At 60.5% G+C, this 25,679-nt stretch carries 26 protein-coding genes and 4 pseudogenes; 14 read left to right on the forward strand and 16 right to left on the reverse strand.

What is annotated here, in order from left to right:
• Positions 1–251 precede the first annotated feature (251 nt).
• The 3 genes and pseudogenes from ligD to AB8Z38_RS30255 form a co-directional block, all read right to left on the reverse strand.
• A pseudogene (gene ligD, locus AB8Z38_RS30245) lies at positions 252–1,179 on the reverse strand (non-homologous end-joining DNA ligase).
• Positions 1,180–1,374: 195 nt separating this feature from the next.
• Positions 1,375–1,866, reverse strand: a pseudogene (locus AB8Z38_RS30250) (3'-5' exonuclease); the annotation flags it as partial.
• Between the two features lie 11 nt (positions 1,867–1,877).
• Complete coding sequence (locus AB8Z38_RS30255; RefSeq protein WP_369721294.1) at positions 1,878–2,432, reverse strand: hypothetical protein; 555 nt, start codon at positions 2,430–2,432, stop codon at positions 1,878–1,880.
• 40 nt (positions 2,433–2,472) lie between these two features.
• Here AB8Z38_RS30255 and AB8Z38_RS30260 point away from each other — a divergent pair, with 40 nt between their 5' ends.
• Together AB8Z38_RS30260 and AB8Z38_RS30265 are read left to right on the forward strand one after the other, a co-directional pair.
• Complete coding sequence (locus AB8Z38_RS30260; RefSeq protein ID WP_369721295.1) at positions 2,473–2,892, forward strand: CopG family transcriptional regulator; 420 nt, start codon at positions 2,473–2,475, stop codon at positions 2,890–2,892.
• A 4-nt stretch (positions 2,893–2,896) separates the two neighbouring features.
• Positions 2,897–4,086: pseudogene (locus AB8Z38_RS30265) on the forward strand (PHB depolymerase family esterase).
• 67 nt (positions 4,087–4,153) lie between these two features.
• Here the strand turns inward: AB8Z38_RS30265 and AB8Z38_RS30270 are convergent.
• A complete protein-coding gene (locus AB8Z38_RS30270) occupies positions 4,154–4,366 on the reverse strand; it encodes a hypothetical protein (RefSeq protein ID WP_369721296.1) in 213 nt (70 codons plus the stop codon).
• Between the two features lie 570 nt (positions 4,367–4,936).
• Between AB8Z38_RS30270 and AB8Z38_RS30275 the strand changes: the two genes are divergently transcribed.
• Positions 4,937–5,185 carry a hypothetical protein gene (locus tag AB8Z38_RS30275; protein ID WP_369721297.1) on the forward strand — a complete coding sequence of 83 codons (249 nt, stop codon included), beginning with the start codon at positions 4,937–4,939 and terminating at the stop codon, positions 5,183–5,185.
• A gap of 80 nt (positions 5,186–5,265) precedes the next feature.
• Here AB8Z38_RS30275 and AB8Z38_RS30280 read toward each other — a convergent pair whose 3' ends face one another.
• Together AB8Z38_RS30280 and AB8Z38_RS30285 are read right to left on the reverse strand one after the other, a co-directional pair.
• Positions 5,266–5,895 carry an NYN domain-containing protein gene (locus AB8Z38_RS30280; protein ID WP_369721298.1) on the reverse strand — a complete coding sequence of 210 codons (630 nt, stop codon included), beginning with the start codon at positions 5,893–5,895 and terminating at the stop codon, positions 5,266–5,268.
• 530 nt (positions 5,896–6,425) lie between these two features.
• Positions 6,426–6,785 carry a response regulator transcription factor gene (locus AB8Z38_RS30285; protein ID WP_027520175.1) on the reverse strand — a complete coding sequence of 120 codons (360 nt, stop codon included), beginning with the start codon at positions 6,783–6,785 and terminating at the stop codon, positions 6,426–6,428.
• A gap of 692 nt (positions 6,786–7,477) precedes the next feature.
• Here AB8Z38_RS30285 and AB8Z38_RS30290 point away from each other — a divergent pair.
• Both AB8Z38_RS30290 and AB8Z38_RS30295 read left to right on the forward strand, forming a co-directional pair.
• The gene (locus AB8Z38_RS30290; protein ID WP_027520174.1) at positions 7,478–7,783 is read left to right on the forward strand and encodes a hypothetical protein; all 306 of its coding nucleotides are present in this window, start codon (positions 7,478–7,480) and stop codon (positions 7,781–7,783) included.
• A gap of 1,777 nt (positions 7,784–9,560) precedes the next feature.
• Complete coding sequence (locus AB8Z38_RS30295; RefSeq protein ID WP_027520173.1) at positions 9,561–9,752, forward strand: hypothetical protein; 192 nt, start codon at positions 9,561–9,563, stop codon at positions 9,750–9,752.
• On the opposite strand, the gene AB8Z38_RS30300 is transcribed toward AB8Z38_RS30295, so the two are convergent.
• The 3 genes and pseudogenes from AB8Z38_RS30300 to AB8Z38_RS30310 all read right to left on the reverse strand — a co-directional run bounded on the left by AB8Z38_RS30300 (position 9,749) and on the right by AB8Z38_RS30310 (position 11,868).
• The gene (locus AB8Z38_RS30300) at positions 9,749–9,931 is read right to left on the reverse strand and encodes a hypothetical protein (RefSeq protein ID WP_027520172.1); all 183 of its coding nucleotides are present in this window, start codon (positions 9,929–9,931) and stop codon (positions 9,749–9,751) included. The two genes, AB8Z38_RS30295 and AB8Z38_RS30300, sit on opposite strands and share 4 nt — an antisense overlap.
• A gap of 82 nt (positions 9,932–10,013) precedes the next feature.
• Positions 10,014–10,142: pseudogene (locus AB8Z38_RS30305) on the reverse strand (DNA ligase); the annotation flags it as partial.
• 1,546 nt (positions 10,143–11,688) lie between these two features.
• The gene (locus tag AB8Z38_RS30310; RefSeq protein WP_369721299.1) at positions 11,689–11,868 is read right to left on the reverse strand and encodes a hypothetical protein; all 180 of its coding nucleotides are present in this window, start codon (positions 11,866–11,868) and stop codon (positions 11,689–11,691) included.
• Between the two features lie 308 nt (positions 11,869–12,176).
• Here AB8Z38_RS30310 and AB8Z38_RS30315 point away from each other — a divergent pair, with 308 nt between their 5' ends.
• The 6 genes from AB8Z38_RS30315 to AB8Z38_RS30340 all read left to right on the forward strand — a co-directional run bounded on the left by AB8Z38_RS30315 (position 12,177) and on the right by AB8Z38_RS30340 (position 15,091).
• A complete protein-coding gene (locus tag AB8Z38_RS30315; RefSeq protein ID WP_369721300.1) occupies positions 12,177–12,389 on the forward strand; it encodes a hypothetical protein in 213 nt (70 codons plus the stop codon).
• Between the two features lie 268 nt (positions 12,390–12,657).
• The gene (locus AB8Z38_RS30320) at positions 12,658–12,978 is read left to right on the forward strand and encodes a hypothetical protein (protein WP_369721302.1); all 321 of its coding nucleotides are present in this window, start codon (positions 12,658–12,660) and stop codon (positions 12,976–12,978) included.
• A 29-nt stretch (positions 12,979–13,007) separates the two neighbouring features.
• A complete protein-coding gene (locus AB8Z38_RS30325; protein WP_369721303.1) occupies positions 13,008–13,628 on the forward strand; it encodes a general stress protein in 621 nt (206 codons plus the stop codon).
• Between the two features lie 76 nt (positions 13,629–13,704).
• The gene (locus AB8Z38_RS30330; RefSeq protein WP_369721304.1) at positions 13,705–14,163 is read left to right on the forward strand and encodes a YidB family protein; all 459 of its coding nucleotides are present in this window, start codon (positions 13,705–13,707) and stop codon (positions 14,161–14,163) included.
• 23 nt (positions 14,164–14,186) lie between these two features.
• Positions 14,187–14,450, forward strand: coding sequence for a GlsB/YeaQ/YmgE family stress response membrane protein (locus tag AB8Z38_RS30335; protein ID WP_369721305.1), 264 nt, complete (start codon positions 14,187–14,189; stop codon positions 14,448–14,450).
• A gap of 440 nt (positions 14,451–14,890) precedes the next feature.
• Positions 14,891–15,091 (forward strand): hypothetical protein, encoded by a 201-nt coding sequence (locus AB8Z38_RS30340; protein WP_198034942.1) that lies wholly within the window; start codon positions 14,891–14,893, stop codon positions 15,089–15,091.
• A 575-nt stretch (positions 15,092–15,666) separates the two neighbouring features.
• On the opposite strand, the gene AB8Z38_RS30345 is transcribed toward AB8Z38_RS30340, so the two are convergent.
• Entirely contained in the window at positions 15,667–15,861 is a 195-nt protein-coding gene (locus tag AB8Z38_RS30345) for a hypothetical protein (RefSeq protein ID WP_027520168.1), read from the reverse strand.
• Between the two features lie 778 nt (positions 15,862–16,639).
• Here AB8Z38_RS30345 and AB8Z38_RS30350 point away from each other — a divergent pair.
• On the forward strand, positions 16,640–16,843 hold the full coding sequence (locus tag AB8Z38_RS30350; protein ID WP_027520167.1) for a cold-shock protein: 204 nt from the start codon (positions 16,640–16,642) through the stop codon (positions 16,841–16,843).
• Positions 16,844–17,104: 261 nt separating this feature from the next.
• On the opposite strand, the gene AB8Z38_RS30355 is transcribed toward AB8Z38_RS30350, so the two are convergent.
• Complete coding sequence (locus AB8Z38_RS30355; protein WP_027520166.1) at positions 17,105–17,287, reverse strand: hypothetical protein; 183 nt, start codon at positions 17,285–17,287, stop codon at positions 17,105–17,107.
• Positions 17,288–20,243: 2,956 nt separating this feature from the next.
• Between AB8Z38_RS30355 and AB8Z38_RS30360 the strand changes: the two genes are divergently transcribed.
• The gene (locus tag AB8Z38_RS30360) at positions 20,244–20,783 is read left to right on the forward strand and encodes a hypothetical protein (RefSeq protein WP_198034901.1); all 540 of its coding nucleotides are present in this window, start codon (positions 20,244–20,246) and stop codon (positions 20,781–20,783) included.
• A 331-nt stretch (positions 20,784–21,114) separates the two neighbouring features.
• Here the strand turns inward: AB8Z38_RS30360 and AB8Z38_RS30365 are convergent, their stop codons facing one another.
• The 4 genes from AB8Z38_RS30365 to AB8Z38_RS30380 all read right to left on the reverse strand — a co-directional run bounded on the left by AB8Z38_RS30365 (position 21,115) and on the right by AB8Z38_RS30380 (position 23,305).
• Positions 21,115–21,414, reverse strand: coding sequence for a lipocalin-like domain-containing protein (locus AB8Z38_RS30365; RefSeq protein WP_156949099.1), 300 nt, complete (start codon positions 21,412–21,414; stop codon positions 21,115–21,117).
• Positions 21,415–21,638: 224 nt separating this feature from the next.
• Positions 21,639–22,295, reverse strand: a complete 657-nt coding sequence (locus tag AB8Z38_RS30370; RefSeq protein WP_369721306.1) for a response regulator transcription factor — start codon at positions 22,293–22,295, stop codon at positions 21,639–21,641.
• A gap of 465 nt (positions 22,296–22,760) precedes the next feature.
• A complete protein-coding gene (locus AB8Z38_RS30375) occupies positions 22,761–22,919 on the reverse strand; it encodes a hypothetical protein (RefSeq protein WP_156949098.1) in 159 nt (52 codons plus the stop codon).
• Between the two features lie 68 nt (positions 22,920–22,987).
• Positions 22,988–23,305, reverse strand: coding sequence for a PilZ domain-containing protein (locus AB8Z38_RS30380; RefSeq protein ID WP_156949097.1), 318 nt, complete (start codon positions 23,303–23,305; stop codon positions 22,988–22,990).
• A 576-nt stretch (positions 23,306–23,881) separates the two neighbouring features.
• On the opposite strand from AB8Z38_RS30380, the gene AB8Z38_RS30385 reads away from it, so the two are divergent.
• Positions 23,882–24,016, forward strand: a complete 135-nt coding sequence (locus AB8Z38_RS30385; RefSeq protein ID WP_256379220.1) for a hypothetical protein — start codon at positions 23,882–23,884, stop codon at positions 24,014–24,016.
• Between the two features lie 1,007 nt (positions 24,017–25,023).
• On the opposite strand, the gene AB8Z38_RS30390 is transcribed toward AB8Z38_RS30385, so the two are convergent.
• Positions 25,024–25,530 carry a hypothetical protein gene (locus AB8Z38_RS30390; RefSeq protein WP_156949096.1) on the reverse strand — a complete coding sequence of 169 codons (507 nt, stop codon included), beginning with the start codon at positions 25,528–25,530 and terminating at the stop codon, positions 25,024–25,026.
• Between the last annotated feature and the right edge of the window lie 149 nt (positions 25,531–25,679).

Consider the following 25,679-nt stretch of genomic DNA (forward strand, 5'->3'; position numbering starts at 1 on the left):
TGAAGTCCTCAAGGTGCTGCGTGTTCGGGCTATAAGCGGCCTCCTTCTTGAGGAGATTGTAAATTCGCGCCGCAACCAGCTGCATGTGCTTCATCCTGCCGCGCGGCATCGATCGGGCTTTGCAAAGAGCCCGGACGGCGTAGGCGCGGAAGTAGTCAAACGCGTCAGACATGGTGTTTATAAACGCTGGCCGGCGGCTATGGTTCGGTCACTACCTCGCCCCGCATCGCGGGAATGATCGACGTGCCTGGTCAAAGATCCTCGCGTAGCCCCTTGAAAAATGGGTGCCGCACCTTTCCCTCCGCCGACTTGGCCCGGTACTCGATCTCGGCGAGCAGCTTCGGCTCGACCCAGATGCCTTTGTGGGCGATCCGCTTCGAATACGGCTGCGTCTTCCGGATGAGCGGCTTCAGCCGCTTCTGCAGGTCGGCGGCGGCAGTCTTGTCAAAACCGTGGTCGACCTTGCCTGCGTAGACGAGATCGTCGCCCTTTCGCCGACCGAGGTAGATGCCGTCCCATTTGCCTTCATCGAGCGCGAAGCCCGCGATCGTCAGCTTCTCCCGCTGCGCACAGGTCTTCTTCACCCAGTTGTTGCCCGGCCGCTGACGTACACGCTGGCGCGGACCTTGGAGACCACGCCCTCCAGCCCAAGCTTGCAGGCGTGCGCGAACATCTCTTGGCCCTCGATCTCGAAGCTCTCGCTGAACTGGACATCGGTGCCGGCGATGACCTTCTTGAGCTCCGCCTTCCGCTGGTGGAGCGGAAGCTTCCGCAGGTCACGGCCGTTCAGGTATAGCAGGTCGAAGGCCACCAGCACGATGCGCCTCGAACTCCCCCTTAGCTCGTTCTGCAGCACCGAGAAGTCGGTGGTGCCGTCGGCGGCGGGCACGACGATCTCGCCGTCGACGACCGCGGAGCTTGCCTTGATGTGCCAGGCGTCGTCGGCGATCTTCTTGAAGCGGTGGGTCCAGTCATGGCCGCGCCGGGTGAAGACCTTGACCGCCTCATTGTGGAGATGGACCTGCACGCGGTAGCCGTCGAACTTGATTTCGTGAATCCATCGTGACCCGGACGGCACCTTCTCGATCGAGGATGCCAGGGTAGGGCCGGTTCGACGAAATCCGGAAACGAGGCCTTCTCCCCAGGGCCGGCGGCCGGCTTCTTACGCTGAAACGCCACGAACGAACTCGACGCAACACCTGATTCAAAGTGGCACAGGCGGAATCGTTCCGGAACCGGCGAATCCTTCGCGGCGTTGCACTGTCTCAAAACACCTCGAGGAGAAAAGCGATGGCTGCAGCGAAGAAGGCGACCAAGAAGACCGCGAGAGGACGCAAGCGAAGGAGCGCTTGCGGTCGAGCTTTGTGACCCAGATCGCCAATCGACCTCCGTCGCGGAGCATGCCCACGCCTTTCGCTCGAAGACCGGCCAGTAGCGTTCGGAAAACTTCCGATCGAACCCGCTATTGTGGGCGATGATCAAAAGCACGGAATCGTCGACGAAGGCGTCGACGGCGGCATCGTCGATTTTTTGGCCGGCCACCATTTCGTCGGTGATCCCGGTGAGCGCCGTTATCTCGGGCGGGATCGGCCCTGATGGCTCGTTGAAGGCTGAGAAAGTGTCCCTGACGCCGGCGATCCTACCGTCCGACGTGTAGTCGAATTTGACCATCCCGAGTTCGATGATCTCGTCCCTCGCGTGATCGAGGCCGGTCGTCTCGGTATCCAGCAGGATGCCGGTCCGGGTCTCCTGTCCTGGGGCCGGCATGGACGTCGGCCGGGGCACGAGACGCCGAAGCACCCGGTAGTCCGTCGACTGGCTCAAGGCCTCGGCCATCGCGGCCAGTTCCGATGCGCTTTGAAACATCTCTTCTCGAGTCAGCCTACCCAGTAGCTCGGTTTAGTTGCACAATAGCGGTGGCGCCGGCCACGAGGAATCTGAAAACCGTGCCATTCACGGTGGTTTCGGCTCATGTTGATCCGATTCAGCCGGTTTGCGGGCGTGCTGCTGGACGTGCAGACGCTAGATGCCGGTGCGGGCAAATGGCGGGCCACCTCGCCAACGACGGCATGTCCGCCACGAACCGCCTCGGATAGCTTCGCTCTGTCCTTGGCGATGCGGGGCCTGCGATGGCTACCGACCCGAAATTGTAAGCGGCCAGCAAGACCAGGCGGAGGCGCAAGCCGCGCGAGGAAATCGTTGACTAGATCTACGGCAGCATCGGCATCCCATGGGATGCGCTCACGCCGATCCTGCAGCTGCTGATCGCCGTTCGGTTCAAGTTCGTCCTGATGCGCGGCGCCAGATTTAGGCACCGGACGAAGCTGAACAGCCTTGGGCTCGAGACCAAGCTCACCGAGGTTCACGTGCCGGTCGGCTGATGTGGCCTGGCCGCCTTGAAGTCCTCCTTCAAAGGTCCATATGCCATCCATCCGCCATCCCTGTGGATGGCGGAAATGTGATGGAACCCTCATGGCTGACAACGTCCACGAGCTCCGGCCGAAAATCCCGGACACCGAAAAAATCACCATCAATCTCGGCTTCGTCGACCTGGGTCAGGTCGATCTGATGGTGCAGGAGGGGTTCTATTCGAACAGGACCGACTTCATCCGGACGGCGATCCGCAATCAGCTCGAACGGCATGCGGACGTCGTCAAGAATTCGACGGCCCGGAAGAGCCTGGATCTCGGGCTGCGAAACTATACCCGCCAGGATCTCGAGGCGGCGCGCCGCGCCGGCGAGATGCTGCACATCAACGTTCTCGGTCTGGCGACCATCGACCAGGACGTCACGCCCGAGCTGGCCCGCGCCGCCATCGCCTCGGTCTCGGTGCTGGGCGCCCTCCATGCCACTCCCGCGGTCAAGGCCGCTCTCGCCGACAGAACGAGGTGAAACGATGCTGAATCCAGAGATGGTTCGCGAAGCGACCCGCCTCACGCGTGCCGGCCAACTGGTCGAGGCCACCGCACTCCTGCAGCGCATGCTGCGCGGCGATCGCAGCCCCCCAGCGACAAAGGGTGGCGCTGTGCATGTCAAGCCGGCGAGGCTCGATCCGCCGACACTCGACCTGAAGGCCGACGTGGTCGAGGACAGGGAGAGCGGCCCGTCCACTCAGACTACGTCTGTCCGGCGGCGCAACGCTCCTCGCCATTCGGCGGCATGAAGGATCTTTCCGGATTCAGCCTGCCAGGTCCGGTCGGACGCGCTCCACCGTCCAAGGGGGATATCGCACCGGACGGCACAAGGTTTGTCGCCGATACCTTCAGCAACGCGGCGGGAAGCCGGACCTACAAGCTGTTCATCCCGAGCCGCGCTGATGGAGCACCGCGGCCCCTTGTCGTCATGCTTCACGGCTGCACCCAGTCACCGGACGATTTCGCCGCCGGCACCCGGATGAATTTTTTGGCGGAAGAGCAGAACTGCTTCGTCGTCTATCCGGAGCAGCCACGCGGAGCCAACCAGGCGAAATGCTGGAACTGGTTTCGCACGGGCGACCAGCAGCGGGATGGCGGCGAGCCTTCGCTGATCGCGGGCATCACTCGCAAGATCATGCGGGAGTACGCTATCGATCCCAAGCGGGTCTACGTCGCAGGCCTGTCGGCCGGCGGGGCCGCCGCAGCCATCATGGGTGCGACATACCCCGAGCTGTATGCCGCCGTCGGCGTCCACTCGGGCCTGGCCTGCGGAGCTGCCAGCGATCTTCCCTCTGCCTTGACGGCGATGAAGCAGGGCAGTGCGCCGAGAGCTATCGCGGAGGCTTGCTCTCCGGTGCCCACCATCGTCTTTCATGGCGACGGCGACACCACCGTGCATCCCGTCAACGGTGAACGGGTTCTCGCTCGGCCCGGCGAAGCCGAGGGCCAGAAAGCCAAGGTGGTTCGCGGGCGAGTGCCCGACGGGCACGCGTATACCCGCACCATGCTCGCCAATGGAGGCGGCCTGGCGATGTCCGAGCACTGGAGTGTCCACGGCGCCGGCCATGCCTGGTCGGGCGGCAGTCCTGCCGGGTCCTACACGGATCCGCGCGGGCCGGACGCGACGAGGGAGATGTTGCGTTTCTTCATGCAGCATCCCTTGAGCGGTTAACACCTACCATCGCGATCGGATTTCCAGGAAGAAATTCAAAGATCGTGGCAGACGTACCGCTCGGACGTCAGACCTCGCCCGCTCCGGAGAAGATCGACGCGGGTGGCGTGGCGCGCGGCGTCGGCAGCGGACGCTCGGTCGCTCCGGAGCGCGAGGTCGGACTGCCCTGCGCATCGTACCGCTTGGCGAGATCCAACAACCGACGTCGGGTGAACGGGTCGACCTTCTCGGCGATGGCCCGGACCCGCTGCGCGAGACCTTGATAGAATTCCTGCTCCATGAAGCAGCCTCACAACATCACTGCCGGAAGTTGAATACCCTGCACTCGTGGAGTCAAGAAGCGCCCGTTGCCGCATGCAATTTTCCGCGACCGACTTGAGGTCGCAACGGGGGCGGACGTAGACTGCCGGTGCGGGGGAAATCAAATGGCAGAGCTCTATCCGGTACGGAAGGCGTGCCCGGCTTGCGGCAGGCCGGTGAAGGCTGTGCCCGACGAAGCTGAGGCAGGGCGGCTGTGGTACGTCTGCACCAATTGCGATGATGACCCGCTGCACGACCCGACTGCGCGGAAGTGGGCGGAGAGCCCGTTGCCTCCGTCGGAGCAGTAGGTCGTTCGCTCGGACGTCGCGTCCGCCCACAGGAACGAGGTCGGCGGAATCCAGTTGGTTCGTCAGGCCTGGCGTAAATGCCTGGCCGGCGTGGCCCCGCCCCAAGCCCCCCAAAAGACCCCGGTGGGGCTACGCTATTGGACCTGTCGTCCGTTCGCGGAATTTTTCGTCATTCCTAACTTGCGTGAATTCCAGCTCCGCCGTCTCCATGCATGATGGCCGCATTGCTGGGGGACATCCCGATGCTCGATGCCGAAACCACCGCGCTGCTGCGCGCAGTTCTCGACGAAGTCTGCGAGAACGTATCTCGTCATGAGACCACCGCTCGCACGCACGTCGCCTCGAAAATCCTCGAAGCCGCGACCCGTGGCGAGACCGCGATGTCGAACCTGAAGCAGGTTGGTCGCAGGGCCCTGGGCGAGGCGCCGACGATGTGGCCATCGCGGCCGAACAGCAGGCGGAGCCAGGAGAGCGGCGCGAAGAGTTCATGATCGAAGCTCGGTCGAGTGCGGAAAGGGGCGCCGAAGAAGCGCCCCGCCATTTCGCGCGCAGCGCTGGTGAACTCCATGACCTACGGAATGAGTTCGTCGGGCTCGGCGCGCGGCGGCGCCGCGGTGGTGCGCCGCAGCGGCGTACCACGGACGTCGCCGCGCTCGCGGGCTGGCGGGCGCTCGGACAGGTCCCGGCCTATCTTGGCTTGCAGCTCCACCAGGTCGGTGAAGACGTCCGCCTGGCGGCGCAGCTCGTCGGCGACCATCGGCGGCCGGCTGGCCATGGTCGAGACCACCGTGACCCGGACGCCACGACGCTGGACGGCCTCGACCAAGGAGCGGAAATCGCCGTCGCCGGAAAATAGGACCATCTCGTCGAGCTTGCCGGCGAGCTCCATGGCATCGACCGCGAGTTCGATGTTCATGTTGCCCTTGACCTTGCGCCGTCCAGAGGGATCGACGAATTCCTTGGTGGGCTTCGTCACGACGGTGTAGCCGTTGTAATCGAGCCAATCCAGCAGCGGCCGGATCGAGGAGAATTCCTCATCCTCCACGATGGCCGAGTAGTACAAGGCGCGAAGCAGGGTACCCCGGCTCTGGAATTCGTTCAGAAGGCGCCGGTAGTCGACGTCGAAGCCGAGCGTCCTGGAGGTGGCGTGAAGATTGGCGCCGTCGATGAAAAGGCCGATCCTACTGGGCGAAGGCGACATGTTGACGGCCTGAATGATCCGATCGGAAGCATCGCTCCCGTCCGGCGAATGGTTTGCTCAAGCGATGGGAGTTGGGGTACGGGACGGCCTTGGCCCGCCGCTCACTCGCATTCCGTGCAACCGAGCAGGAATCCGAGCTCCGGATACGAAGCTATCTCCAATGCCTAGAGCTATCAAAGCCTTTTTCATTAACACTGAACCTCGGCCGCCAAGCAAAGACAAACGAGAGTCATGCCGCATCAGCTCCCGCTTTTTGAGATTCACCTGAGCCAACGCCGCCGCACGTTTCAATGGTGTCTCTGCACGACTGAGGGCCGTCCGGTCATGCAGGGGGCGGAGGGCAGTCGGGTGGCGGCCAAGTACCAAGCAGATCGCGCGCTGTTTCTGATGCTGCTCGCTTCCGCCTACCGGCCGCAGCTGCCGGGAGCCGCCCGTTTCGAGTCGTCTGGTCGCGCGAATCCAGACGCATGATCGAAGGCACAACAGACAACGCATTAGCGTTGGACTGATCTCCCCAGACGGCTCTCCCCTCAACTCGGCGAAGCTCGCCTGGCCATGGTATTCACGGCTCTGACGATCTCCGCGGGATCATAGGGCTTTTGCAGGAACAGACTGCCGGACACGGGGCGCGGCGCGACGGGCGAGAAGCCACTCGTGTAGATCACCGGGAGGTCGGGATCCTGCTCGCGGCAACGCTCGGCGATCTGCCAGCCGTCGACGCGCCCTGGCATCCTGACGTCGGTGACGAGCACGTCGGCGACCCGCTTCCCGCACCATTCCAGCGCGTCTTCGCCATTGGCCGCGTGGATGACCTCGTAGCCCTCCTCCCGCAGAGCCTCCACGACGAATTCGCGTATGAGGAGGTCGTCCTCGACGACGAGTATTCGCAACTGAATCCTCCTCGAAACCTCACATCTGATGCCATTCTGCGAACTACCGAAGCTTTGGACCGTTCCCGCATCCCCGATCCGGTCGGCCGATCGAGCGGGTCTTTTGAATCAAGGATGGGCGAGGGGGCGTCTGGGAAGCGGGGTGCGTGCGTACGCGGTAATCAGCGAGCATCGGCCATCCGGTCCGGAACGGCCCTCCTCCAGGCGACTTGATCTCCGGATACAAGCAACTCGGAGAAGGGTCATGAAGACGATCTTGGCAATAGGCTGCCTGTCCGTACTCGCCTTGGCCTCGCCTCGTCCTCCCTCCAGGACGTAGCTCGACTCGATGCCCGGATGCGTATGACGTGCAACGGGCACCCCCGCCTCTGTGGTCACATCCATGATGATCGTCGCATAACCCGGGACATGTCCATCAACCTGCGACAAAATCTTGCGCGTAACCCCGCCTGATGCAGGCAGTTGTGCCCCTGCGCGAACGCCTCGGTTGCTATGAAATCCGTAATTCCACAAATGGCACATGACGCAACACCTGCAAAACCTCGGCGAGCTAAACTAAAGATCTTGAGCAGCTCGGCAACGACCGGCGCATGATCCGCCGGACCTCGCTGTAGGGCAACGAAGTTGCCGGCCGACCTCGACGATGCCAACGCTTTCCTGCGCGAGTTTCAGCGGAACCTTGGAGATCATCTATGAGCAAGTGGGTCGACGAGAACTACATCAACCGACTGTCGCCCGACCAGCTCCGTCGCGAGCTGCAGGACGCGCTCGATTTCCAGTACGAGCTTCTCGACGCGATGAAGAACCAAGTCGAGCTGCCCTCGCCGTACGTGCTGAAGTGCCTCGACCACGGCGCCAGCTGGCCCGAGGACAAGGCCATCGGCAACATGCTCCAGCCCAAACACGGTCTCGACGTCGTGCCACCCGTCTCGGAATGCGAGAGCGCCGCCGGCCTGTGGTGGCGGATCCTCCAGGGGCTCAAGGCCGAGCGGCCGTAGGAGCTGCCATGAACGCGGTGACCAAGCGGGACGCCTGCTCCGCCAGATCATCGCCGTCTGCGAGATCCAGCTCGGCAGCCGCGTGACCGTGGCACCGACGGCGAAGTACTCCAGCGAATGGGAGGGGCGAATACGTCGTGGTCCACATGGTCTTGGACTTCCAGGACACCCGGCCGCCGATGTTTATGGCCGGTGACGAGATCAAGCACCGCTACGGCTACACGGACGGCCTCGCTCGACGACCTGATCCTGGTGCGGCCATGAGCGTCCACCATCAGCGGCAGTCTGCTACCGCCGCGGGCCGCAGCTGTGGCGCCGAGGAACCTTTCAGCCCGCCCTTAGTTGCCCGCCATGCAAGTGGTCTGGCTCGGCATCATCATCGCGGGCCTACTTCTCCTGGTCGCGGCGGTCTCGGCGGCGATGATCGTGCTGATCTGAGCGCGAGGCGCTGGTGCGGCTTCGTACTGCGGAGCGATTTCTGACCCGGCCGATTCACAAATGTGCTGTTCAGGTGTCCCGGCGTAAGGCATCATTTTGATGGTGCGTATAGGGGCGGTCATGGACAGAGTTGAGTATGGGTTTGCGGTGACGGCGCTCACCGGTTTTTTGGTTCTGATTGCTGGAATGGCTTGGCTGATGCTGTAAGCCGCCTCGCGGAGGGCGCTGACGGCCGGTCGAGCAGAAGCGATGCGGCGACCGCGCTTGGGAAACGGGCTCGCGTTAGCTTAGATGCCCAAAAAGAATCCGGTCAAAATTGGCATCCGAACCCGCGCCCCGTATGATGCCGCCTGAGTGCACGCGAGGTGCTGCCATGACCACGGCGGAAGCCCTGAAGCAGATCCAAGGGCTAGCCACTGACGCGCATTTGCTTCCTGAGAAGCAGCGCCGGGTGGTCCTCGCCGGGGATCGTCGAGGTGTGTTGCAAGTTCGCTGAGGCCGGGAACGACACCATGCCCTCGCACCATTCGCTGCACTAGAGCTATCATTCCTCTTCTGGTGGCTGAGGCAAGCTTGGAGCTGGAAATCCGTACTGCTCTGCGCGCTACGCTGCGAGCTTACGATAGGCCCTAGCAGGCTGAGCATTTCATTTCGAAGGCTGTTCCAGAGCAGCGGCCCTTCACCTTTGGGAACGGCACTAAGCAAGCCGGCTGAATGGACGACACTGCTAACCAGATTGGTCTCAGTTCAAGCGGATCTATCCAAGCGAGCCGCTTTGAACCGCTCAGCTTTCCCCCCAGCCAATGGCAGTCCATCGCCAAGAGGATCAGAGTGACTTTGTTGTCCTGATCAGCAGCGAGCTTGGTGCGGTTTTCACATTCGTCGGCAAGGTGCCGTAACGCCTGAATTGCAGTTTCCATTTGTTCAACCCTAGTTGAACGAAGATGGCAGCCAGCCATGGTAACAGGAGGCAAGGCTAAGTTCGTCCTCGTTCGGAACTGAACTTACGTTCCTTGCGCTTAGGAGCAATCCACCGCTGCGCAAGGAGGGTGTCGTGGGTGGCAAGTCTGGCCGCCAAGCTCAAAAAGCAGGCTGCACAGCTCCCTGCGGGTGCCGAGCGCGAGGCCCTTCTGAGAAAAGCCTCCTGACGCGGGCTGAGCGTAAGCCGCTCCAGAGGGTCCTAAAGTGAAGGGCCGCTGCTCTGGAACAGCGGCCCACCCAGGTTTCAAAATCTTCGAAATGAAAATGCACCGCCTCCCCCGGGGTCTTCCGGTTAATGGGCAGCCGTCTGAATCGATTTATGTAGCGGCATGATGGGCGGGCCCATTGGGGAGCCACGATGAAGCTACTGAACGAATACCTAGAGCACGCGCTCACCTTTGAGCGCATGGCCGCCGAGGAAAGCAACCCGGAGGTTAAGGCGCAGTTCGAGCAGCAAGCCAAGGCTTATCGCAGGCTCGCGGCGCAGCGCGCAGAGAAGTACGGGCTTCCGGCTCCAAGCGAGCCACCAGAAGAGGAACGCCAGGTCTAGTTCAGCGAATGCACAGGCGGACGCTGGGATGACAGGCTGGCATCCTCGGCCAGAGTGAGTGATGCCTTCAGGCAAATCTGGATTATCCGATCGAGTACCAGCAGGCGCTGGCTGTCGGGGAGCAGATGCGCATCCTTCGTGATCGTATGGATGTGCTTCATGGCTTCCGTTGTGGTCATGGCTGTACCTCGCGTGCACTCACGGGTGCATCATACGGCGCGCCAAGATCGAACGCCAGATTTGTGCGGCGAGCGCACATGGCTTGCGCGAGTGAAGCGCATTGAAATCGGACCCGCCGTCGACACCCAAAATCACGGCCTCACCGTCGACCACAAAATGCTTCTGGCGGTTCTTCAGCGCCGCTTCGGCAATCCACGGATGGGACCTGCTTGACGGCGGTCACCAAGCAAAGCTCGTAGGCCATACGCATCTGCGAAAAGATCGGCGTTTTGCCGCATTATGCGAGTCGGGAACAAGCGGCAATGCACGCCGTTGTCACGGTGCTCCGGCTTCAAGCCCCCCTGCAAACCGGAGTATTTGACCCCGGCTCCTGCGCGCCCCGACGCAGGGGCCGCTTTTTTCGACGTCCGGAAAAGGCCAAGGACGCTCTGGCCGTCGTGCGGTTCGCGAGCCGGCTGGAGTTGGTGATGGAGGCGCGCTGCGGGGAAGCGCCCCACCGAAACTCGGAGCAATGATCGTGCGCTCCGCAGGAACGGCACGGCACCGGCGTGGTCGAGCGAGCGCGTGGGCTTTCCTCGAATGCCCACTCGGCCCGGCTGCCAATGCCCCACAGCTCCAGATAGGCAGCCGGGCGCCGTGGGCGCCGCGCCCAAGCGCCTACGGGGGACCGGAGTGCTCTCGCCGAGCATGAGTATGTCGTGGCTTGCACGAACCGAGGTGCTGTTGCTGGAGCCGGATTGGGCGCGCGCCAAAAAAATCTCAGCGGCGCCCGATAAGGCCGCACAGATCAAGCTTAGCGTCATCTCTTAGGAAGGGCGGCAATTAGCTTCGGTTGACGAACACAACCGCAAAACGGAGTTGACGATATGCGAAAGACAATTTTCTCGGTGGCGATGTGCGCCATGCTTGCGGGTGCCTCGATCGGCTTCGCCCACGCGCCTGGCGCCCGCTGGAGCTAGCGCCGCCGGCGCAAACAGCGGCGGAACGAGCAGCGGCCAGGGTGGCCCGCAAAGGGTTCGTCCGGGCGCGAGCCAGGATCCAACTGGTCGGTGACCTTTTGCCTCGTGTCCGACACGAAAGAGGGCTGCTGAGTCCCTGCTCGGCAGCTTCTTTCAAACCATTATTAGTGCAGCGGATGCAGGGTCTCTTGCTCGCGGGGTTAGGAGTGGATCATGAACAGTCGAGATCAGAACTACCGGAGCAGCCCAATAGCCTGGGTGGTTGTCGCAATTGTCATGATCGCGGGTATCGCCGCGATTTTCTACAGCTCTGATAACCACACCACCGCGTCTAACCAGACCAGCGCGCCCACAACGAAGAGCAGCTCGACGAACCCGGCCACATCCACCGGCTCGAGCACCGGTTCTCCGGCAACTGCGCCATCCGCCGCGCCTGCAAATCCGGGAGCCGGGTCGAAGTAGCCACGCCCCGGAGCCGCTCCCCCGCTAGCCTTAGGGTTGGGCATCGCCGGCCTTTATGGAGTGCGACCCGCAGCGGGCCAGCCGCTTCACGCGTCATCACGTGTGATTGCAATCAGCTATCAGGAATTTCACTAATTGGAGCCACATGATTACGGCCGCCTAATACAGGGATTTTGCCAAGCAGAGTACGAGACACTTTGCTCAGCGGCCAACATTCCCGAACACCAAGCTTTCTTTGCGGGGTTTAGCTGGTCAATTGGATCGGCTGACGCTCTGGTGAGAGACGAAGCGACCCGGAGGCTCTCCCGCAGCTATGCCGCGCCAGCCCGCCTTCATCAGATGCGCTTCACACTGTCCGCGATTGCGCGTTCAACTTCTGATGCGAGAACCGTCAGGTGATCGGCCAGCCTAGTGAAAAGCTCTCGTTTCTTCGGGTCGGTCGCGAGGTCGCGGATGAGGGCGCACTCGGCCGCATCCGCACGGAGCTTTTCCAATTGAGCCTGCATGTCTTTCATTGCGGCTACTCGTTCCCCGAGGGAACAATATAGCGGCGTCCGAAAGTGAACAGAACTAATTGCCGGATGCACCTAGTGTCGGGACCTCTTGGCGATGACATGCCGCCTAGGGACCTCCAACGGCCCCGGCACATAGGGGTGTGTGCTGGGGCCGTTTCTATCCGTGCCGTTCAGCTTTGATGAGGCGCACGTAGGTCCCGCTCTCGTGCAGCTCAAGCCAGCCGCATTCTGCGTGATAGGGACCATTCGATCAGCCTGCGGCTATAGGTCCTAGCCGGCAGCCAGCCACAATCCCTTTTACCCTCCGGATGATCGGCCTGGACGACTACACCGTCCACGAGGACCGGCAGCTAGTCGGCCGCATCTGCTATGCCGCCGAATGCTCTCCCGGGCTCTGGCTCTGGACCTGCGTCGTGACACTTCCCGGACCGCCTTTTGGGGACGCCGGCTCGCTCGACGAAGCGAAGGGCCGCTTCAAGGTCGCATGGGAGAAGGCCAGAAGATGTGGCGAAGGCATTTGAGGAATGAAGCACGCGAACAGGCCAGCGCGGGATCTGCGCGAGTGCCCCGCAACCCCGCGGCTCTGCCAGAGAACTTCGGTTTTGTGCACCTGGCCCGGAAAGATCGACGACGATCAGGACACCGACTGCTCAAGCCGCAGCCGGGGCCCGCCGCCGTCTTCTTCAAAGTGCTCTCCTCGATCCAAGTAGATCCCATCCAAGCCCGTTGACCGGGAGAGGAACTTCTCAGCCAAGCATCTGTTGTGCCGTGCCACTACTGGAGGACCATATGAACAAGAAATTTCTTCTGCTGCTGACGGCTGCTTCGCTTCTGGCGGGTCCGTCGTTTGCGCAAAATCCGCCGGCGACCGATCGGCCCAACAACAATGCGGTCAACAGTTCCGATCAGAAAAACTCCAACAAGCCGGTTGCAGGCGCAAACAGTTTCACTGAGGGCCAGGCCAAATCGAAGATCGAGGATGCGGGCTACAGTAACGTCACATCCTTGAAGAAGGACGACAAAGGCATTTGGCGCGGAAAGGCCAGCAAAGGCGGCGCCTCGACCGATGTCAGTCTGGATTTCCAGGGCAACGTGAACGCGGCGAAATAGGTTGGCGCGAAAATTGAGAGGGATTCAAGATGACCGTTACGATTTCACGTCTCTACGATAACTACTCCGATGCGCAGCGCGCCGTGACGAACCTGGAAGCTGCGGGCGTGCCGCATTCGGATCTGAGCATCGTCGCGAACAATTCCGACAACTGGTACAGCACGGACAAGAAGGTCGATCGCGATCGCGACGGGGTTGACGATCGGACGGAAGGTGCGGCTACGGGAGCGGGCCTCGGCGCAGGTGTTGGTGGTGCTGCCGGCTTGCTCGCGGGCCTTGGTTTGTTGGCTATCCCCGGGCTGGGGCCCGTCGTGGCGGCCGGGTGGCTCGCGTCGACCGCGCTCGGTGCCGTTGCCGGCGGAGCTACGGGCGGCGTTGTCGGGGCATTGACGCAAGCCGGCGTATCCGATGAGGAAGCTCCGCTCTATGCCGAAGGTGTGAGGCGCGGCGGTACGCTGGTTTCAGCCCGTGTGCCGGATGCGGACCGGGCGCGATACGAAGCGATCCTGAACCAGTCCGCCGTCAATCTTCGCGACCGGAGCGCAGCCTGGCAGAAGGCTGGGTGGAAGAGTTACGATCCATCCGCCCAGCCTTATGGCGCGGAGGAGGTCCGCAAAGAGCGGCAACTCTACAGTACCGGTGTGCGATGAATTACCGGGCGGCCCGCCCCAGGCGGGTCGCCCTTTTCTTGCGTTTCTCGCCAATCGTCGAACTCAGGAGTCGAAAATGAGCCGCGGAATGCCATCGATGACCGCCCTCTTGGGTATGCTCGCAATCGCCGGTTACCAAAACCGGGACAAGCTGGCGGACATCTTTCGCAATGCGACCTCCGGTCAGCCGGCGGGCGCCAAGGATTCCCTGAGCGGCCTGCTCGGCAACCTTGACGGCCTGGTGGGCAGCGGTGGCGTGGGTTCGCTGCTGAGTGGCGGGATCGGCGAGCTGCTCGAGCATTTCAAGCAGAACGGACAGGGCGAGGCGGCCCAATCCTGGATCAATCAAGGGCCAAACCGCGAAGTCACCCCGCCCGAACTTCAGCAGGCTATCGGTCCGGATGTCCTTCAAAAACTGGAGCAGCAGACCGGTCTGTCTCAGCAGGAGATTCTCGACCGATTGTCTCGCGAGCTCCCGACAGCCGTGGACAAATACACGCCTGACGGACGTCTTCCGGCTCCAACGGCGGGATAGCTTCGCAACAGTCGAGGAAAGACATGGGCATCATCTGGACGATCATCATCGGCTTCATCGCAGGCGTCATCGCCAAGTTCATCATGCCCGGCGACAACGAGCCGTCGGGTTTCATCCTGACCACGATCCTGGGAATAGTGGGGGCGTTCGTTGCCACCTATCTCGGCCAGTCTCTCGGCTGGTATCGGCCCGGAGAAGGCGCGGGGCTGGTCGGGGCAGTCGTAGGCGCCATCATCGTGCTTTTCGTCTACGGTTTGATAGCCGGTCGAAGCCGCCGGGCTATCTAACCACGGTGACCTTTTCGCGGTGCGAATCGGTGCGAAAGACAACTAGCAAGACGAATGGGTGCTCGTTGGCCGGGCAAGAGGCATGAGACCGGGCAACCCGACCTGGTCTTCGACAATGAGGTCTCGAGATCGGTGTCCTGCTCGTCCGTCTCGCGCCAGGCACAGCCGGCGCGGGCGCCGAAGTCTTCCAGCACGAGATAGATATCCCGGTCGAGGCGATCGCGCGGCACGATCGAAGCGGAGGGACGCATACGCAATAACTCCGACCGACGCCTTCTTAATCGATCGTCACCGTTGTCGTTCCGCCTTGGCGGTGAGGTGCTCATAGGGTGCGGCGCAACCTTTTCCACTTTTTCCTGATCGTATTAACCTATGCAAATGCAGGTTGCATAGCGAATGGGTTCTCTGCGCGCTGTACGTGCAAACCGGGGACGTTGATCGTGAATGACCATGTGCCGTCGCAGAGCAGATTTGTTATTCGCGCAGGTGGAAAAGGTTGGATGGTCTACGACCGGGAGCGCAAGGGCCCGGCACTGATCGGCGCCGAAGTGGGCTTTGCGGCCAATTTGACAAGGGAGCAGGCCGAGCGAGTTCATCGCACATTGACCGGCCCGAGCAATACCAATTCTCCCTCAGGGTGATGCTGCCTCCACTGCTCTATTGATGGAGCAGCTTGTCCCGCTCGCGCCGCCCGATCTGCCGCGCCTCTTCCAGGGCGGCGCGCGGGTCGAGATTTGGGGGGGTGTAGCCGGCGGCTCGGCACGTCGTCCCAATAGACGAAAATGCCCGGCCGCCCGTCGTCGAAATACACCTCGAAACTGCCGGTGTCGGGCACGGCCTCGTGCTTGCGGATCTTGGTGCTGGTCACGCGACCGATGTAATCAGGTGTCCTTGCGGTGCCAACGTGCGAGCTGAAACAGCAAGCGTGAGAAGGCCCCAGCGGCAGGTTCCTAGCAGGGGGCGCGCGCGCTGGGGCCAGAAGCCTGCCGGAAATTGGCGGCCGCAGGCTTGACCGTATCATCCACCAGAATCGAAAGCCGCGCATTGACGCAAGTGAATATGTTCAATCTAGGAGGAGGTACCTCTTCACTGACCGCCTTGCGACAATTGGGCTCTTCCCACGCCTCGCGGTGCGCGCATCTCGAGAGTGCGACCGCGCCGCCGCCATGATGCCAAACCGGCGCGAGCCGACGAAGGGGGACCCGCCCGAAAGCAGTTAGCGTTGATGCCCCAAGCCAATGCCCAGCACCAAGGCTTTCTGACGAAGGGCGCCAACGGTGCGCTTCATCTGCTTGGATATCTTCACCACGGGTGTCCGTTGCTTCGAATGACCCTTCAGCGCTTTTAGGTCAGTCGCAGTCCATTCGCGGCGAGCACGCGTCTTGATCTTCTTCGTCTTCGCTGTTCTCACTGATCGCTTCCATTAACGTGATTTGAGCGCGGCTGTTAGCACATCGCGTGTAGTCGTCAACTAACTAATAGGTTAGCAAAGGCGAAACGACGCAGATCAACGTGACTGTTAATGCGAGCAAGCTGGAACAGTGGGCAAGAGAGTTGTCTGTTCGCGGAATGCGCAGTGCAGTTCGAAGCGCAGTCGACATAGGCGCAAGGGCGATGCGGAAGATTGCTGTCGAATCATCGCCAAGGACATGGAAGGCGCATCAAAGACGGCGTGACCAACGTCAAGCGCAAGACGCGAACCGATCTCTCAGCGTCGTTCACTGCCAACAGGATGCGCATCAACACGCTTGCATTGCCGCGACCGTTAGCCGCCATGGCGCCATGACCGGAAGCACATATCGACTGCGTCGAGCCTCAGCATCCGCCATGCGTTCTTAGTATCGTAAGCCTCCACCGGAGGCCTACGATACTCTGCGTTCTCCGCTCCTTTAAGACACTCGATGTGCCGCCGAGATGGAAAGGGCCGCAGGATCTTTCACGGTCCTGCGGCTCTATTTTTCCGGGAAAATTGAGTGCTTACGGAATGATCACTGCCAGCCGCGGGTAGCGTGATGATTCCAGAACTGGGTTTGCGGGTTGAGTCTCAAAACATCTGTTCCAAAGCGGAACATGGAAGACGTTGCGCTCGCGCAACAGCTTCCGTGGTGCGGACGAGGGCCGCCGGCCTCTTTTCGTTGTGATCAGCTTCTGGCAAGCTGGGACGTTTTCATTTTTTAGGAGAGACGTGCGTGGCGATAGGTACTGTAAAGTGGTTCAACCCGACCAAAGGTTACGGCTTCATCCAGCCCGACAATGGCGGCAAGGATGTTTTCGTTCACATCTCGGCCGTCGAAAGGGCGGGACTGAGCACGCTCAGCGAGGGTGCGAGGGTGAGCTACGAGGAAATGAGCAACAAGGGCAAAATGTCCGCTGAAAATCTGAGGGTCGCCTAGCCATATGGAGCGCAGGCGCTTCAAGGTAAGGCGGTGCGCAACTGAGCCCTGCTTCGTAGCGTCAAAAATCAAAGCCTGCTGCCTCGCGCTCGGCCGGCGACTCTGCTAGCTCGATCCAGTGATCGGTGCCCGCCGATCGCCAACAATCGCAATCAAACTCCGCCGGCTCCCGAGCCGGCGGGTTTTTGCGTGCCAATTACTGCGGTAAGGCCTTGTTCGCGGCGCTTCGAGACAAGCCCCTGCTGGCCCATCACCCGCTCGTCAGGTCGGTTTGTCCGGACTTGTGGAGTTGAAGTCCCGGGCAGCGAGCTCCAGCTCAAGTTCGGTAATCCTTTCGAATATGCGGGTAGCAATCGCCTCTGATTCGCCGATGGTCAGCGATCGGATACCGCGCAAGGCAAGCTCGTCTCTGAGGAGTTTCGCCACAATCAAATGCACGGCCATCGGATTAAAAATCCCGAAAGCGATGATCCAATCCCAACTTTAGGGTGAGCACAACGGCAATTAAGGTCGACGTCCGATCGTACGTCCCCCGGTGTGGGGCTCCGTAGTCAAACGTAAGTGGAACGATCTGCTTGGCAGCGCGTCTGTCTGAGGCCCCCAGCCAGACAGGTCGCCCCCCGACTGCTGGAGGAAAACCCGATCAGCGGGTTGGCGGCCCCCTCGTGGGGCCGTTTGAGTTTCAAGGTGGCCGTCTGAGCCGAAGACTCGGCACCATTACAAGAGAAAGGCCCCAGCTCGGGGGGCTCCCCAACGGGGGCTCTAGTTTTCCGGCACAACCATTTGGATAGAAGTACCAGCCTCTTGAAGATTGAACATGGCCAGTGCGGATATCGTATGGCGGCAGCTTGCGGAAAAAGAATCTAAGTTATGGCGCTCAAGGACCTGTTGATCATCCCTCCAAGGTGCGGTCCGCAACTCGCAATTTCGTCAGTGCTTCAGGCGCGCTCTTCCGCAACGCAATTGTGCGCGGTGTGAGGTGAGCATGCTGGCAGAGACGGTTCTCAGACTTTAGCCGCGCTCGCCTAAATCTACGGATCGGGTGAGTCTTTCAAACCGGTGACCCAACCTCTCGCCGCGGTTCGTTGCGGCTGCGGCCTATTCATTATCACCGCTCTGGCCGCATGTAAGGCTGCGCTCTGAGACCAATCGAAGGTCCGGGTCGGCGGCTAAGGTCAGGGAAGCCTCTATCCGGAGCGGGTTCTCTCTGGAAGGCGTTCAGCGACCAGAGCCCAGCATGACGCCGAATGCGAAAAGGGTTGCCCGATAAAATCCAAGGATACCGTCAACGATATCTGCGAATGCCGGCCAACGAATGATTGCCCATGGCGGTCGATCCGATCAGTATCTCTTTTAGTTCGCGGTGCATGGTCGTGGTCTAGGCGACTGGCTGCTGCAGCGTCCATTCCTTCAGGGCATTCAGTGGACCCGTCTGATCTTCTTCTTGCGCTTGGCGACCGCCTTCTTGATCTGCTCGCGCAAGCGAAGGATTTCGCCCATCCCGCCGCCCTCTCCGGATCGAGCGGAGCCTGTGTCTGCTTGCCGTTTTGACGGATGCGTTTTCCAGTTTACGTGAACGAAACCTCTGATCAGTAGCGCCGATAGTACCGATGGGCATAAGGCCGACGAACGACGACTACGCGCGGCGATAGGCAGGACGATAGACCGGGCGAGTTCGGACGCATTCGTGCCGGCCGCAAACCAGAGCTACCCTCTCAACGTTCGCGATGTTTGATTGTCCCAGCGGAGCAACGGGCATTGCCGATGCCGTTGCAGTTGAGAATGCCGCCCCACAGAGAACGGTTATTGCGGCAAGTGTAAGTTTGTATTTCATCCATGCTACTCCGGCGGAGCCCATCCCCGCTGAGCAACCTTAGACGTTCCTTCCTGAACCTCGGATGACCTCGCCGCAGCTTTCGCGCGCGCCCTGGCTGGCTGTATGTTTCGGCACAATTGGCGCGAGAGGTTGTTCTCTCGATCCTATCCGCCGGGCGGCCGCGCGCTGGCTCTGCGACATGGCTTGCCAATGAAGGTCACGCGGGCGCGCCGATCACCTCGTACTCGAAGCCGACGCCCTCCCGATCGTTCTCATCAATCCAAGCCTGCGCCACTTCCTCTGTAGCGAACCATTTTCGGCGGGGGTGAGGCGCGCCATTACAGATCCTCGCGCAAGCCCCTGAAGAACGGATGCCGGAGGATCTTGTGAATGCAGCGCTCGTCGCGCGGAACGGCCTCGACCCCTGCGCAAGCATGGCTCTCTGAAACCGGGGGAAGGGGGCGCCCCGGTCCCCATTGCGGAACGAACTCCAACCGAAACGGGTATTCGGGTCCGTCGGCGCCGGTTGGTTCCTAAGCCATAGGTCGATCTTGGGAGCCTCGTAAATTGTTCTAGAATGCTGCGATGGCTGGCAAGAGAACCCCCGAAAGAGAGTTCCTGCCCTCCTAAGCCAACAGGCGAGGTGGAGGCGCGGCAGGTTGTCCAAGAGCAAATCTCGATGACCAGCCGGCGTTCGTCAAAGGTTCGAAAGTAAGATGAAACGAAGGCCGCCACAGTTGGCGGAGTCGTATTGTAGCTTCCGGCACTTGGGAACTGCCATGCGGTACGTTGCGTATGTGGTCGATTTATCCGGCGTTGCTCGGGCGGTTTATCAAATCGACAGTCCGACGGATGAAGACGCCAGAACGCGAGCAGAGAAATTTCTTGATACGTACCCTGCCGTAGAGGTGTGGGATGGTCCTCGCAGAATTGCCCGGCTGGTGCGTGAGAGCTCGGACTGACCGGTCGCGAAAAGCGAGAGCTACGGCGGGTTGGTTCGGATCTGCTTACGATCATGAATTGACATTTCGCCGCGGCTCGTGGCTTCCAAAATCTTCATGGCGCGCAGGAACGAGCGGTTCGACTTTTAATCGTTGCCCAAGCAACCAGTCCAGGTGCGGGAGCCTCGTGGCATTAACATCGAGGCACGTGTTATGACGACTGTTCAAACGGCCTTGCTCATTGCGGACGCTGTGCCACGCTCTGCACTAGATCGTGGGCGGTAATCGACTCATCAAGCATCAGAGGCCACGGCGGATGTAACCGGCTCGACCATCTTAAGGGACCGACGTGGAATGCGTCGGGGCCTTTTGTTAGGGCTCCATCTACACCTGCAGCCGCTCAGGGGCGCGAAGCGGAAAGTATATGCTCGATCCGAGCGTTGCCGGTGGTCACCCCGGAGCAGACTTGACAGTCGGACGAGTGCAAGGCCTCTCTCTCTGCGAGTTAATCAATAGCGTCGCAACGTCTGGCCGTGAGGGTTGACGAGATTGGACCGCGATCGCTGTTACCTTGGCCGCTTTTCGGCCAAATTGTTGTTTGTTGCTTGGTACTCGGGGCAGGACCTCATTTTGGAGCCCTGCAATGTTCAAGCAAGTATTTTCTGCGTGTTTCTTCGTTGTCCTCAGCTCGATCTGTTCGGAAGCAAGACCCTACCGCATCGGCCACGCGCCCGAATGCAACGTGATCATGCCATGTGACTTCTCGTCCGCGCAGCCGCGCGGCGAACGAATTTCGCAGTATTCACTGCAGGCGTATCGTCCCAAACAACTCGTGGTAACCGCAGCCAACAGCTTGGCGATGAGTGTCCCTGCTGAGAGCCGGATCGTCGGGGGTCGGCCGCCCGGCTGCCCGGCGGCATTCTGTGGTTGTGGCGCAGCGCTGCGCGTGTTTGGTCGCGTGGTGCCTGAATTAAACCTCGCAGCCAACTGGCTACGCTTTCCGCGTACGTCGCCGTCGCCCGGAATGGTCGCGGCACGCCGTGGGCACGTCTTCGTATTAGAACAGCATCTCGGAGGCGACATTTGGATGGCGTATGACGCCAACTCAGGCGGACACGCGACGAGGATGCACGCGCGATCGTTGCGTGGCTATACGGTTGTCAATCCACACGGTGCGGCCTGAAAGAGCGCGCGCCAGTTGGTGTACCGGGTTGTCGCTACGCGAACGTCAGCGCGTGTGCCCACGACCGCCGCCTGTGGCGCACTGGAATGGACGGCCCCCGACCGCCAGCCCCCCGTGTTGGTCGGGGCCGATTTTCGTCTGGTGCCCAACGCTCTGACACCATTTGACGAGAACCAGCCGGTTGTTTTTCCGGTTTTTTACAAAGTGGCGTTATGTCGGGTGCGATTGCCACCGTTCAAATTCTACTGCGGCGCCGCTGCGCGCTTCCAAGTGGTTCGCAGCGTCATACCGTTTGGAGTTCGGGGATTGTCGAATTTTAGTTCGTCGGAGTTTAGCAAAGTAATCGTTCTTTTCTGATTGGGAATGGCGGCGACGTTCGCGTAGGTGCTGCCGCAATCTTTGGAATTTCCGCGCGCGATTGGAAAAGCGAGAAATGGCCGTCCTCTGAGAAAATCATCACGCCCTTTGGGGAAGGACCGAAGGGTTCGCCTTTTTGGCCGTCGTCCATTTCACTGGTAACAGCGACTAGCGTCCACGCACCAACAAGCTGTTCCTTAGCCGAGTTCTGTTGCGCGAATGCTGCGACCGACAGGGCAAGCCCAAGCCCGATAGCAATAATGGCTTTGTTCATTATGTCGTCCACGACAAGATCAAATTGTGCAACTACGGTCACGTGAGATCAAGGTTGGCGTGAGCTTCGGGTCAAAATCGGCGAAGAAAACCCCACGATGCCACGCCGATCTAACCTGGACAGCGGGCCCACCCACAGACACAGACTAGCCGCAGTACCCACGCGCCAACCGCCAACCCAGCAGGAATGCCGGCTGATCTCCTACCCAGATGTGTGTCTCGGGATCATCGACCTGCGGCGGAGAGCGGGTCGGCCCACCCGTAAATTTCCCAAGTGCCGCGCCTGCCCCTGATCTGGTACGACGGCCCCAGCTCACCGGAATGAGGCGCATTCGGCCAAATGGATGATCTCGCAATGCTTCTCGCCGAGCTGGAGCGGTGCAAAGCAGAGTTCAAGCACCTGCAAACGGAGCTGAATTCCCCAAGGGTCGCCGGCCCAGTACAGCCAACAACGCTCCAAGATCTGGCGCGCCGGATGAGCGAGATCGCGGCCCGTCTTGAAGCTGCAACGCGCGCGATCTCAAAGGGACCTGCCAGCGGGATACATTGAGCAGTTCCGTCCACCGCCTCGTGGCGCGTGGCTACGTCGTCGTTCGCCGTCATGAAGATGACAGGACACTTCGATCCCGATGCCGTAAGTCGGCGATACAGCTCGATCCCCGAAATTCCGCCGAGGTTGATGTCAAGCAACAAACAGGTAGCCGTCTGCGCGCGCCCGCTCTCAATCAAAGCCTCCGCTGAACTGAACGTCCCGGCCTCGATGCCATCGAGCGCCAACAGCCGCGCCACGCCCTTCAGGAATGACGCATCGTCATCGAGCACGATCACGATCGCCGATTTCGGTGCCATATCCGTATCCAGCCCGATGTAGGGTGTGCCCAAGGTGTTAGCCGACCCTTGATCCAAATCAAAGAGGCCCTAGTCGGTCGCGAACACTCAGCGAAATCTACCGGGCAGACGGCTCAATCGGTGGTGTCCTCCATCAGGTTGCGAGGTCGCTTGGCCCATCTGCGACCTCGGAGCCCATCCGCTCTTCGGCCGATGTTGGCGGTCGAACCGGATATCGACGGCTACTTCTTCAACAGTATCCCCATCGCTCGCGCCATTCGCCTCACTGACCCTGCGTGACGGCCGAGCTCGGCTGCAATCTTCGATACGCCAGCTCCCGTCCGCGCCAGCTTGGACAATTGCTGGGCCTCGCGGTCCGTCCATTGTTTTGGCTTTGGTGTTTTCATGGTGCGGCGCTTGGGGGGAATTTACGGGTTGAAGTCGCCGTTGGCCCAACTGCGAGTACGGACGAGCATCGGGATTGTCGGCTCGGAACGAAAGTCAGAGAAGGCGAACCGGCTACTCGGACAGAAGAGCTATATAGATTTGGTCTAGGACGGTCGGTCTTGCGGCACCATCGAACAGCACCGTCAGGCCGGTGGTGCGATTGCTGACTTCGACAACCGTACCGGTCTTGTGGGCTAAATCTGGGAATTGAATGATCCCCAGCTCGCTCATCTCGAAACGTGTCCCGACAACAGACCTATCGCTCCTCGGAGCCGATCATGGCTTAATCCGAACCTGTCTCATTGCGAACCGACGAGACGCTTCTCTGCAATCGCCTTGCCCTTTGCCTTTCCGATGACAAACTGAACGCCGACCTGAGCCCCATCGACCCAAATCAGCTCGCAGCGCCGAAATGCCAGACCAGTGGAGGATAGGACCAGAAAGAATTCCTGCGCCTTCAGGGGCTCGATTGAACCCTCGACCTCAAGTTTGGCACCGCTTCCAGAGGCGTCGAGAAGAATGCAGGTTCGCCGCCATGTCCCATCGACACCCATGATGCTGACGATATGCTTGTGCTCAAAGCGAACACGGTTCGCTTGTCGATTGTCTCTCATTATCTGCTATCCCCCAATCCAAATCATTTGCTTCGAAATAGGTGCGCCGCCTCCCTGCGTGCGGCCTGAATAAGGTCGCCAAAAATGTCAGGCAGTCTCTGGCACAAGGGACTTGTCTCAGATCTCCCCTGCTAACGCCCGCTGAAATCGCAGTAATGACGACGTCGTCACAAATCGTTTGCAGGTCGGCCATTCTGATGTTGGTTCGTCGAAACGTTGATCAAAAAGCGATTACGAAAAATACAGCTACACGCGAGGGACGGCACAGGCCCACTCGGACCAGCGCTGCCATGACAGCCATGCGCCAGGGCGACCCTTCCTAGAATGTCCGTGTTCAAAGTTTCACCCCGAAGCGCTTAAGAAAGGTTTATCCGATTGTGAGCAGCCGGTATTGCGCTATGCAAGTTGCATAGAGAACGCTATCGAAATTGAGCAAAGCATCGGTTTGCGGCCCGGTTAAGGGCTTGGTTACTGGTCAGTGTCACCATTACGTACAGGCCGCCATATGCGGCAGGGCATTCTGAAAATAGTCTATTACTTCGACGCGCCCGGTTGGCGGTCTCTTGTAGGAGAGGCCCAATGTTTAAGGGCTTCATGGTCGCAGTCGTTGCGCTGATCAGTACAGCGCAGGTGGATCAATACCTAACTCACGGTCGGTACACCGATGCGGCGATGGCTATGCTGCGGCAAATACGTCATGCGTTTGGATTTTAGATAGTTGTTTGCGACGCGGTCGGTCCTTAACTCCCGCGGAGAAGCTAGACTGCGTGTTTCCGATCGGCTGCGTCCGGTCGGCCGTTTTGTCCCGCTACGGCCGGAAACGAGCTCAGCTTGAGAGCGAACTCGCCAGCTTTTCGGAACGCTTGCTCCCGACCCTGGCGGGGATGGTCGGGAGCTAGCTCGATGCAACGTACGGCAGGTGTTCCGGCGTCCGTTCTGCGAGCTGACTACCATTCTCGATCGTCGAGCTCGCCATAGTCCCGAACGATGTACTCTCGGGTGAAGCGCTCGACCGGACGCCAGTGCTCGCGAATAACGACGGTCGGAGGTCGGCGGCCTCCAATAGTCAGGATGGATGACAATTGTCGGCGGCGGCGGGTATGCGGAGCCCGTATGAACATGCCAGCAAACGTCACCTCTGCAAGCGATGGCTGCCGAAGCGGCCGTATTGGAGAGCGCCAGAATACCGGCAGCAACGCAAGCCGCCAAAAGACCCTGTCGACTTACTCTGAGGGTGAATTTTTTCATGTTTCCCTCCTGCGTAGAAAGGCTTCTTCTTTGCTGCCCCGAAACAAGCCCCCAACATTAAAACTCGCCCGACCAGACAGCGCGGCCGCCGCGGGCGAGGCTTAATCGCATGATCGGACCTTCGACAGAACGGAGATCGGCGTGCTGTGGGGTGCCTCCCATCAGGGAAGCCAACTTTGTCTCGCAGCAGCGAAACGTCACGTCGCCCTCGGCCCGAACTGGGCTGAATCAATGACGCTCGAACAGCGACAACATATCTAACGGCCTCAGCGTGGCCTGCTTTTCCCGTCAGCGAGCGAGGATGAGCTGTGCCCAGGGATCTATCGCTCAATATGGGCGGGGCCGCCGACCGAGGGGACGGGCGAGCGCCGGACTTCTTCGGTTCATTCAGACCAAGCTTGCCTGGATTGCATCGAGGGTAAAAGGCTTGAGATAAGTCCCGAGACTTTCTGGTAACTGAGGTCGCTCGGTCTTCAGTTGAAGCTGAAAAGCGTTTGCCCCAATCGCTCCTTCAGCGTGTCCAGCAACGACATCCTCGTATCAGGCGCCGTACCGTGCACCCCTGCCATTGGTGCGGGCACAATATTCAACGGCTGCGCTGCTCGATGCTTGGCGACTTTTTCCGCAGGTTGACGTTTTGCGATATGCTTCGTCTTGGAGGCCTCGCCAACTGACCTTGGAACTGCTGGGATAGGGCTAACGTCGAATTCAGCAGATGCGCTCTGCGGTCCCTGATTAGCGGATTTGCTCGTGGTTATCGATGGAGCGGCACTGATGCTCGGCGGCACCTCAGTAGTCGGCAAACTGGTGTCGATTACTACCCGCTCAGGTAACGGCTCGAGTGAAGTGATCCTGATTGCCGGCCGCTCTGTGTCACTGGTAATCGGTTCTGTTGGCTGTTGCGGGAAGCACCAGCCGACTCCGATCAGCAATAGGACGAGAGCACTGCCGACAAATCCAAAGTATCTCATGAAAGGCATAGGACGCCTCCGTTTTGGCGACGACCTTGAGACCGGGATTGTTAGCAGAAAGCTAAAGATAGATTAAAACGGAGAACATGGTTATTACGCATGCTGCGGTGCAGAGGTAGCTATCTCGCCGGCGTCCGTGACTTCGATGCTGCATCGTA

The organism is Bradyrhizobium sp. LLZ17 (assembly GCF_041200145.1).
Taxonomy (GTDB): domain Bacteria; phylum Pseudomonadota; class Alphaproteobacteria; order Rhizobiales; family Xanthobacteraceae; genus Bradyrhizobium.

What these genes read in the sequence shown, in the direction of transcription:
- AB8Z38_RS30290 (WP_027520174.1), top strand. Translation starts at nt 7,478, where the DNA reads ATGAGCAAGTGGGTCGACGAGAACTACATCAACCGACTGTCGCCCGAC.
- AB8Z38_RS30300 (WP_027520172.1), bottom strand. Translation starts at nt 9,931, where the DNA reads ATGACCACAACGGAAGCCATGAAGCACATCCATACGATCACGAAGGAT.
- AB8Z38_RS30375 (WP_156949098.1), bottom strand. Translation starts at nt 22,919, where the DNA reads ATGAGCGAGCTGGGGATCATTCAATTCCCAGATTTAGCCCACAAGACC.
- AB8Z38_RS30365 (WP_156949099.1), bottom strand. Translation starts at nt 21,414, where the DNA reads ATGAACAAAGCCATTATTGCTATCGGGCTTGGGCTTGCCCTGTCGGTC.
- AB8Z38_RS30390 (WP_156949096.1), bottom strand. Translation starts at nt 25,530, where the DNA reads ATGCCTTTCATGAGATACTTTGGATTTGTCGGCAGTGCTCTCGTCCTA.
- AB8Z38_RS30335 (WP_369721305.1), top strand. Translation starts at nt 14,187, where the DNA reads ATGGGCATCATCTGGACGATCATCATCGGCTTCATCGCAGGCGTCATC.
- AB8Z38_RS30360 (WP_198034901.1), top strand. Translation starts at nt 20,244, where the DNA reads ATGTTCAAGCAAGTATTTTCTGCGTGTTTCTTCGTTGTCCTCAGCTCG.
- AB8Z38_RS30355 (WP_027520166.1), bottom strand. Translation starts at nt 17,287, where the DNA reads ATGGCCGTGCATTTGATTGTGGCGAAACTCCTCAGAGACGAGCTTGCC.
- AB8Z38_RS30295 (WP_027520173.1), top strand. Translation starts at nt 9,561, where the DNA reads ATGAAGCTACTGAACGAATACCTAGAGCACGCGCTCACCTTTGAGCGC.
- AB8Z38_RS30310 (WP_369721299.1), bottom strand. Translation starts at nt 11,868, where the DNA reads ATGAAAGACATGCAGGCTCAATTGGAAAAGCTCCGTGCGGATGCGGCC.
- AB8Z38_RS30270 (WP_369721296.1), bottom strand. Translation starts at nt 4,366, where the DNA reads ATGGAGCAGGAATTCTATCAAGGTCTCGCGCAGCGGGTCCGGGCCATC.
- AB8Z38_RS30320 (WP_369721302.1), top strand. Translation starts at nt 12,658, where the DNA reads ATGAACAAGAAATTTCTTCTGCTGCTGACGGCTGCTTCGCTTCTGGCG.
- AB8Z38_RS30280 (WP_369721298.1), bottom strand. Translation starts at nt 5,895, where the DNA reads ATGTCGCCTTCGCCCAGTAGGATCGGCCTTTTCATCGACGGCGCCAAT.
- AB8Z38_RS30330 (WP_369721304.1), top strand. Translation starts at nt 13,705, where the DNA reads ATGAGCCGCGGAATGCCATCGATGACCGCCCTCTTGGGTATGCTCGCA.
- AB8Z38_RS30385 (WP_256379220.1), top strand. Translation starts at nt 23,882, where the DNA reads ATGTTTAAGGGCTTCATGGTCGCAGTCGTTGCGCTGATCAGTACAGCG.
- AB8Z38_RS30255 (WP_369721294.1), bottom strand. Translation starts at nt 2,432, where the DNA reads ATGGATGGCATATGGACCTTTGAAGGAGGACTTCAAGGCGGCCAGGCC.
- AB8Z38_RS30260 (WP_369721295.1), top strand. Translation starts at nt 2,473, where the DNA reads ATGGCTGACAACGTCCACGAGCTCCGGCCGAAAATCCCGGACACCGAA.
- AB8Z38_RS30325 (WP_369721303.1), top strand. Translation starts at nt 13,008, where the DNA reads ATGACCGTTACGATTTCACGTCTCTACGATAACTACTCCGATGCGCAG.
- AB8Z38_RS30315 (WP_369721300.1), top strand. Translation starts at nt 12,177, where the DNA reads ATGATCGGCCTGGACGACTACACCGTCCACGAGGACCGGCAGCTAGTC.
- AB8Z38_RS30275 (WP_369721297.1), top strand. Translation starts at nt 4,937, where the DNA reads ATGCTCGATGCCGAAACCACCGCGCTGCTGCGCGCAGTTCTCGACGAA.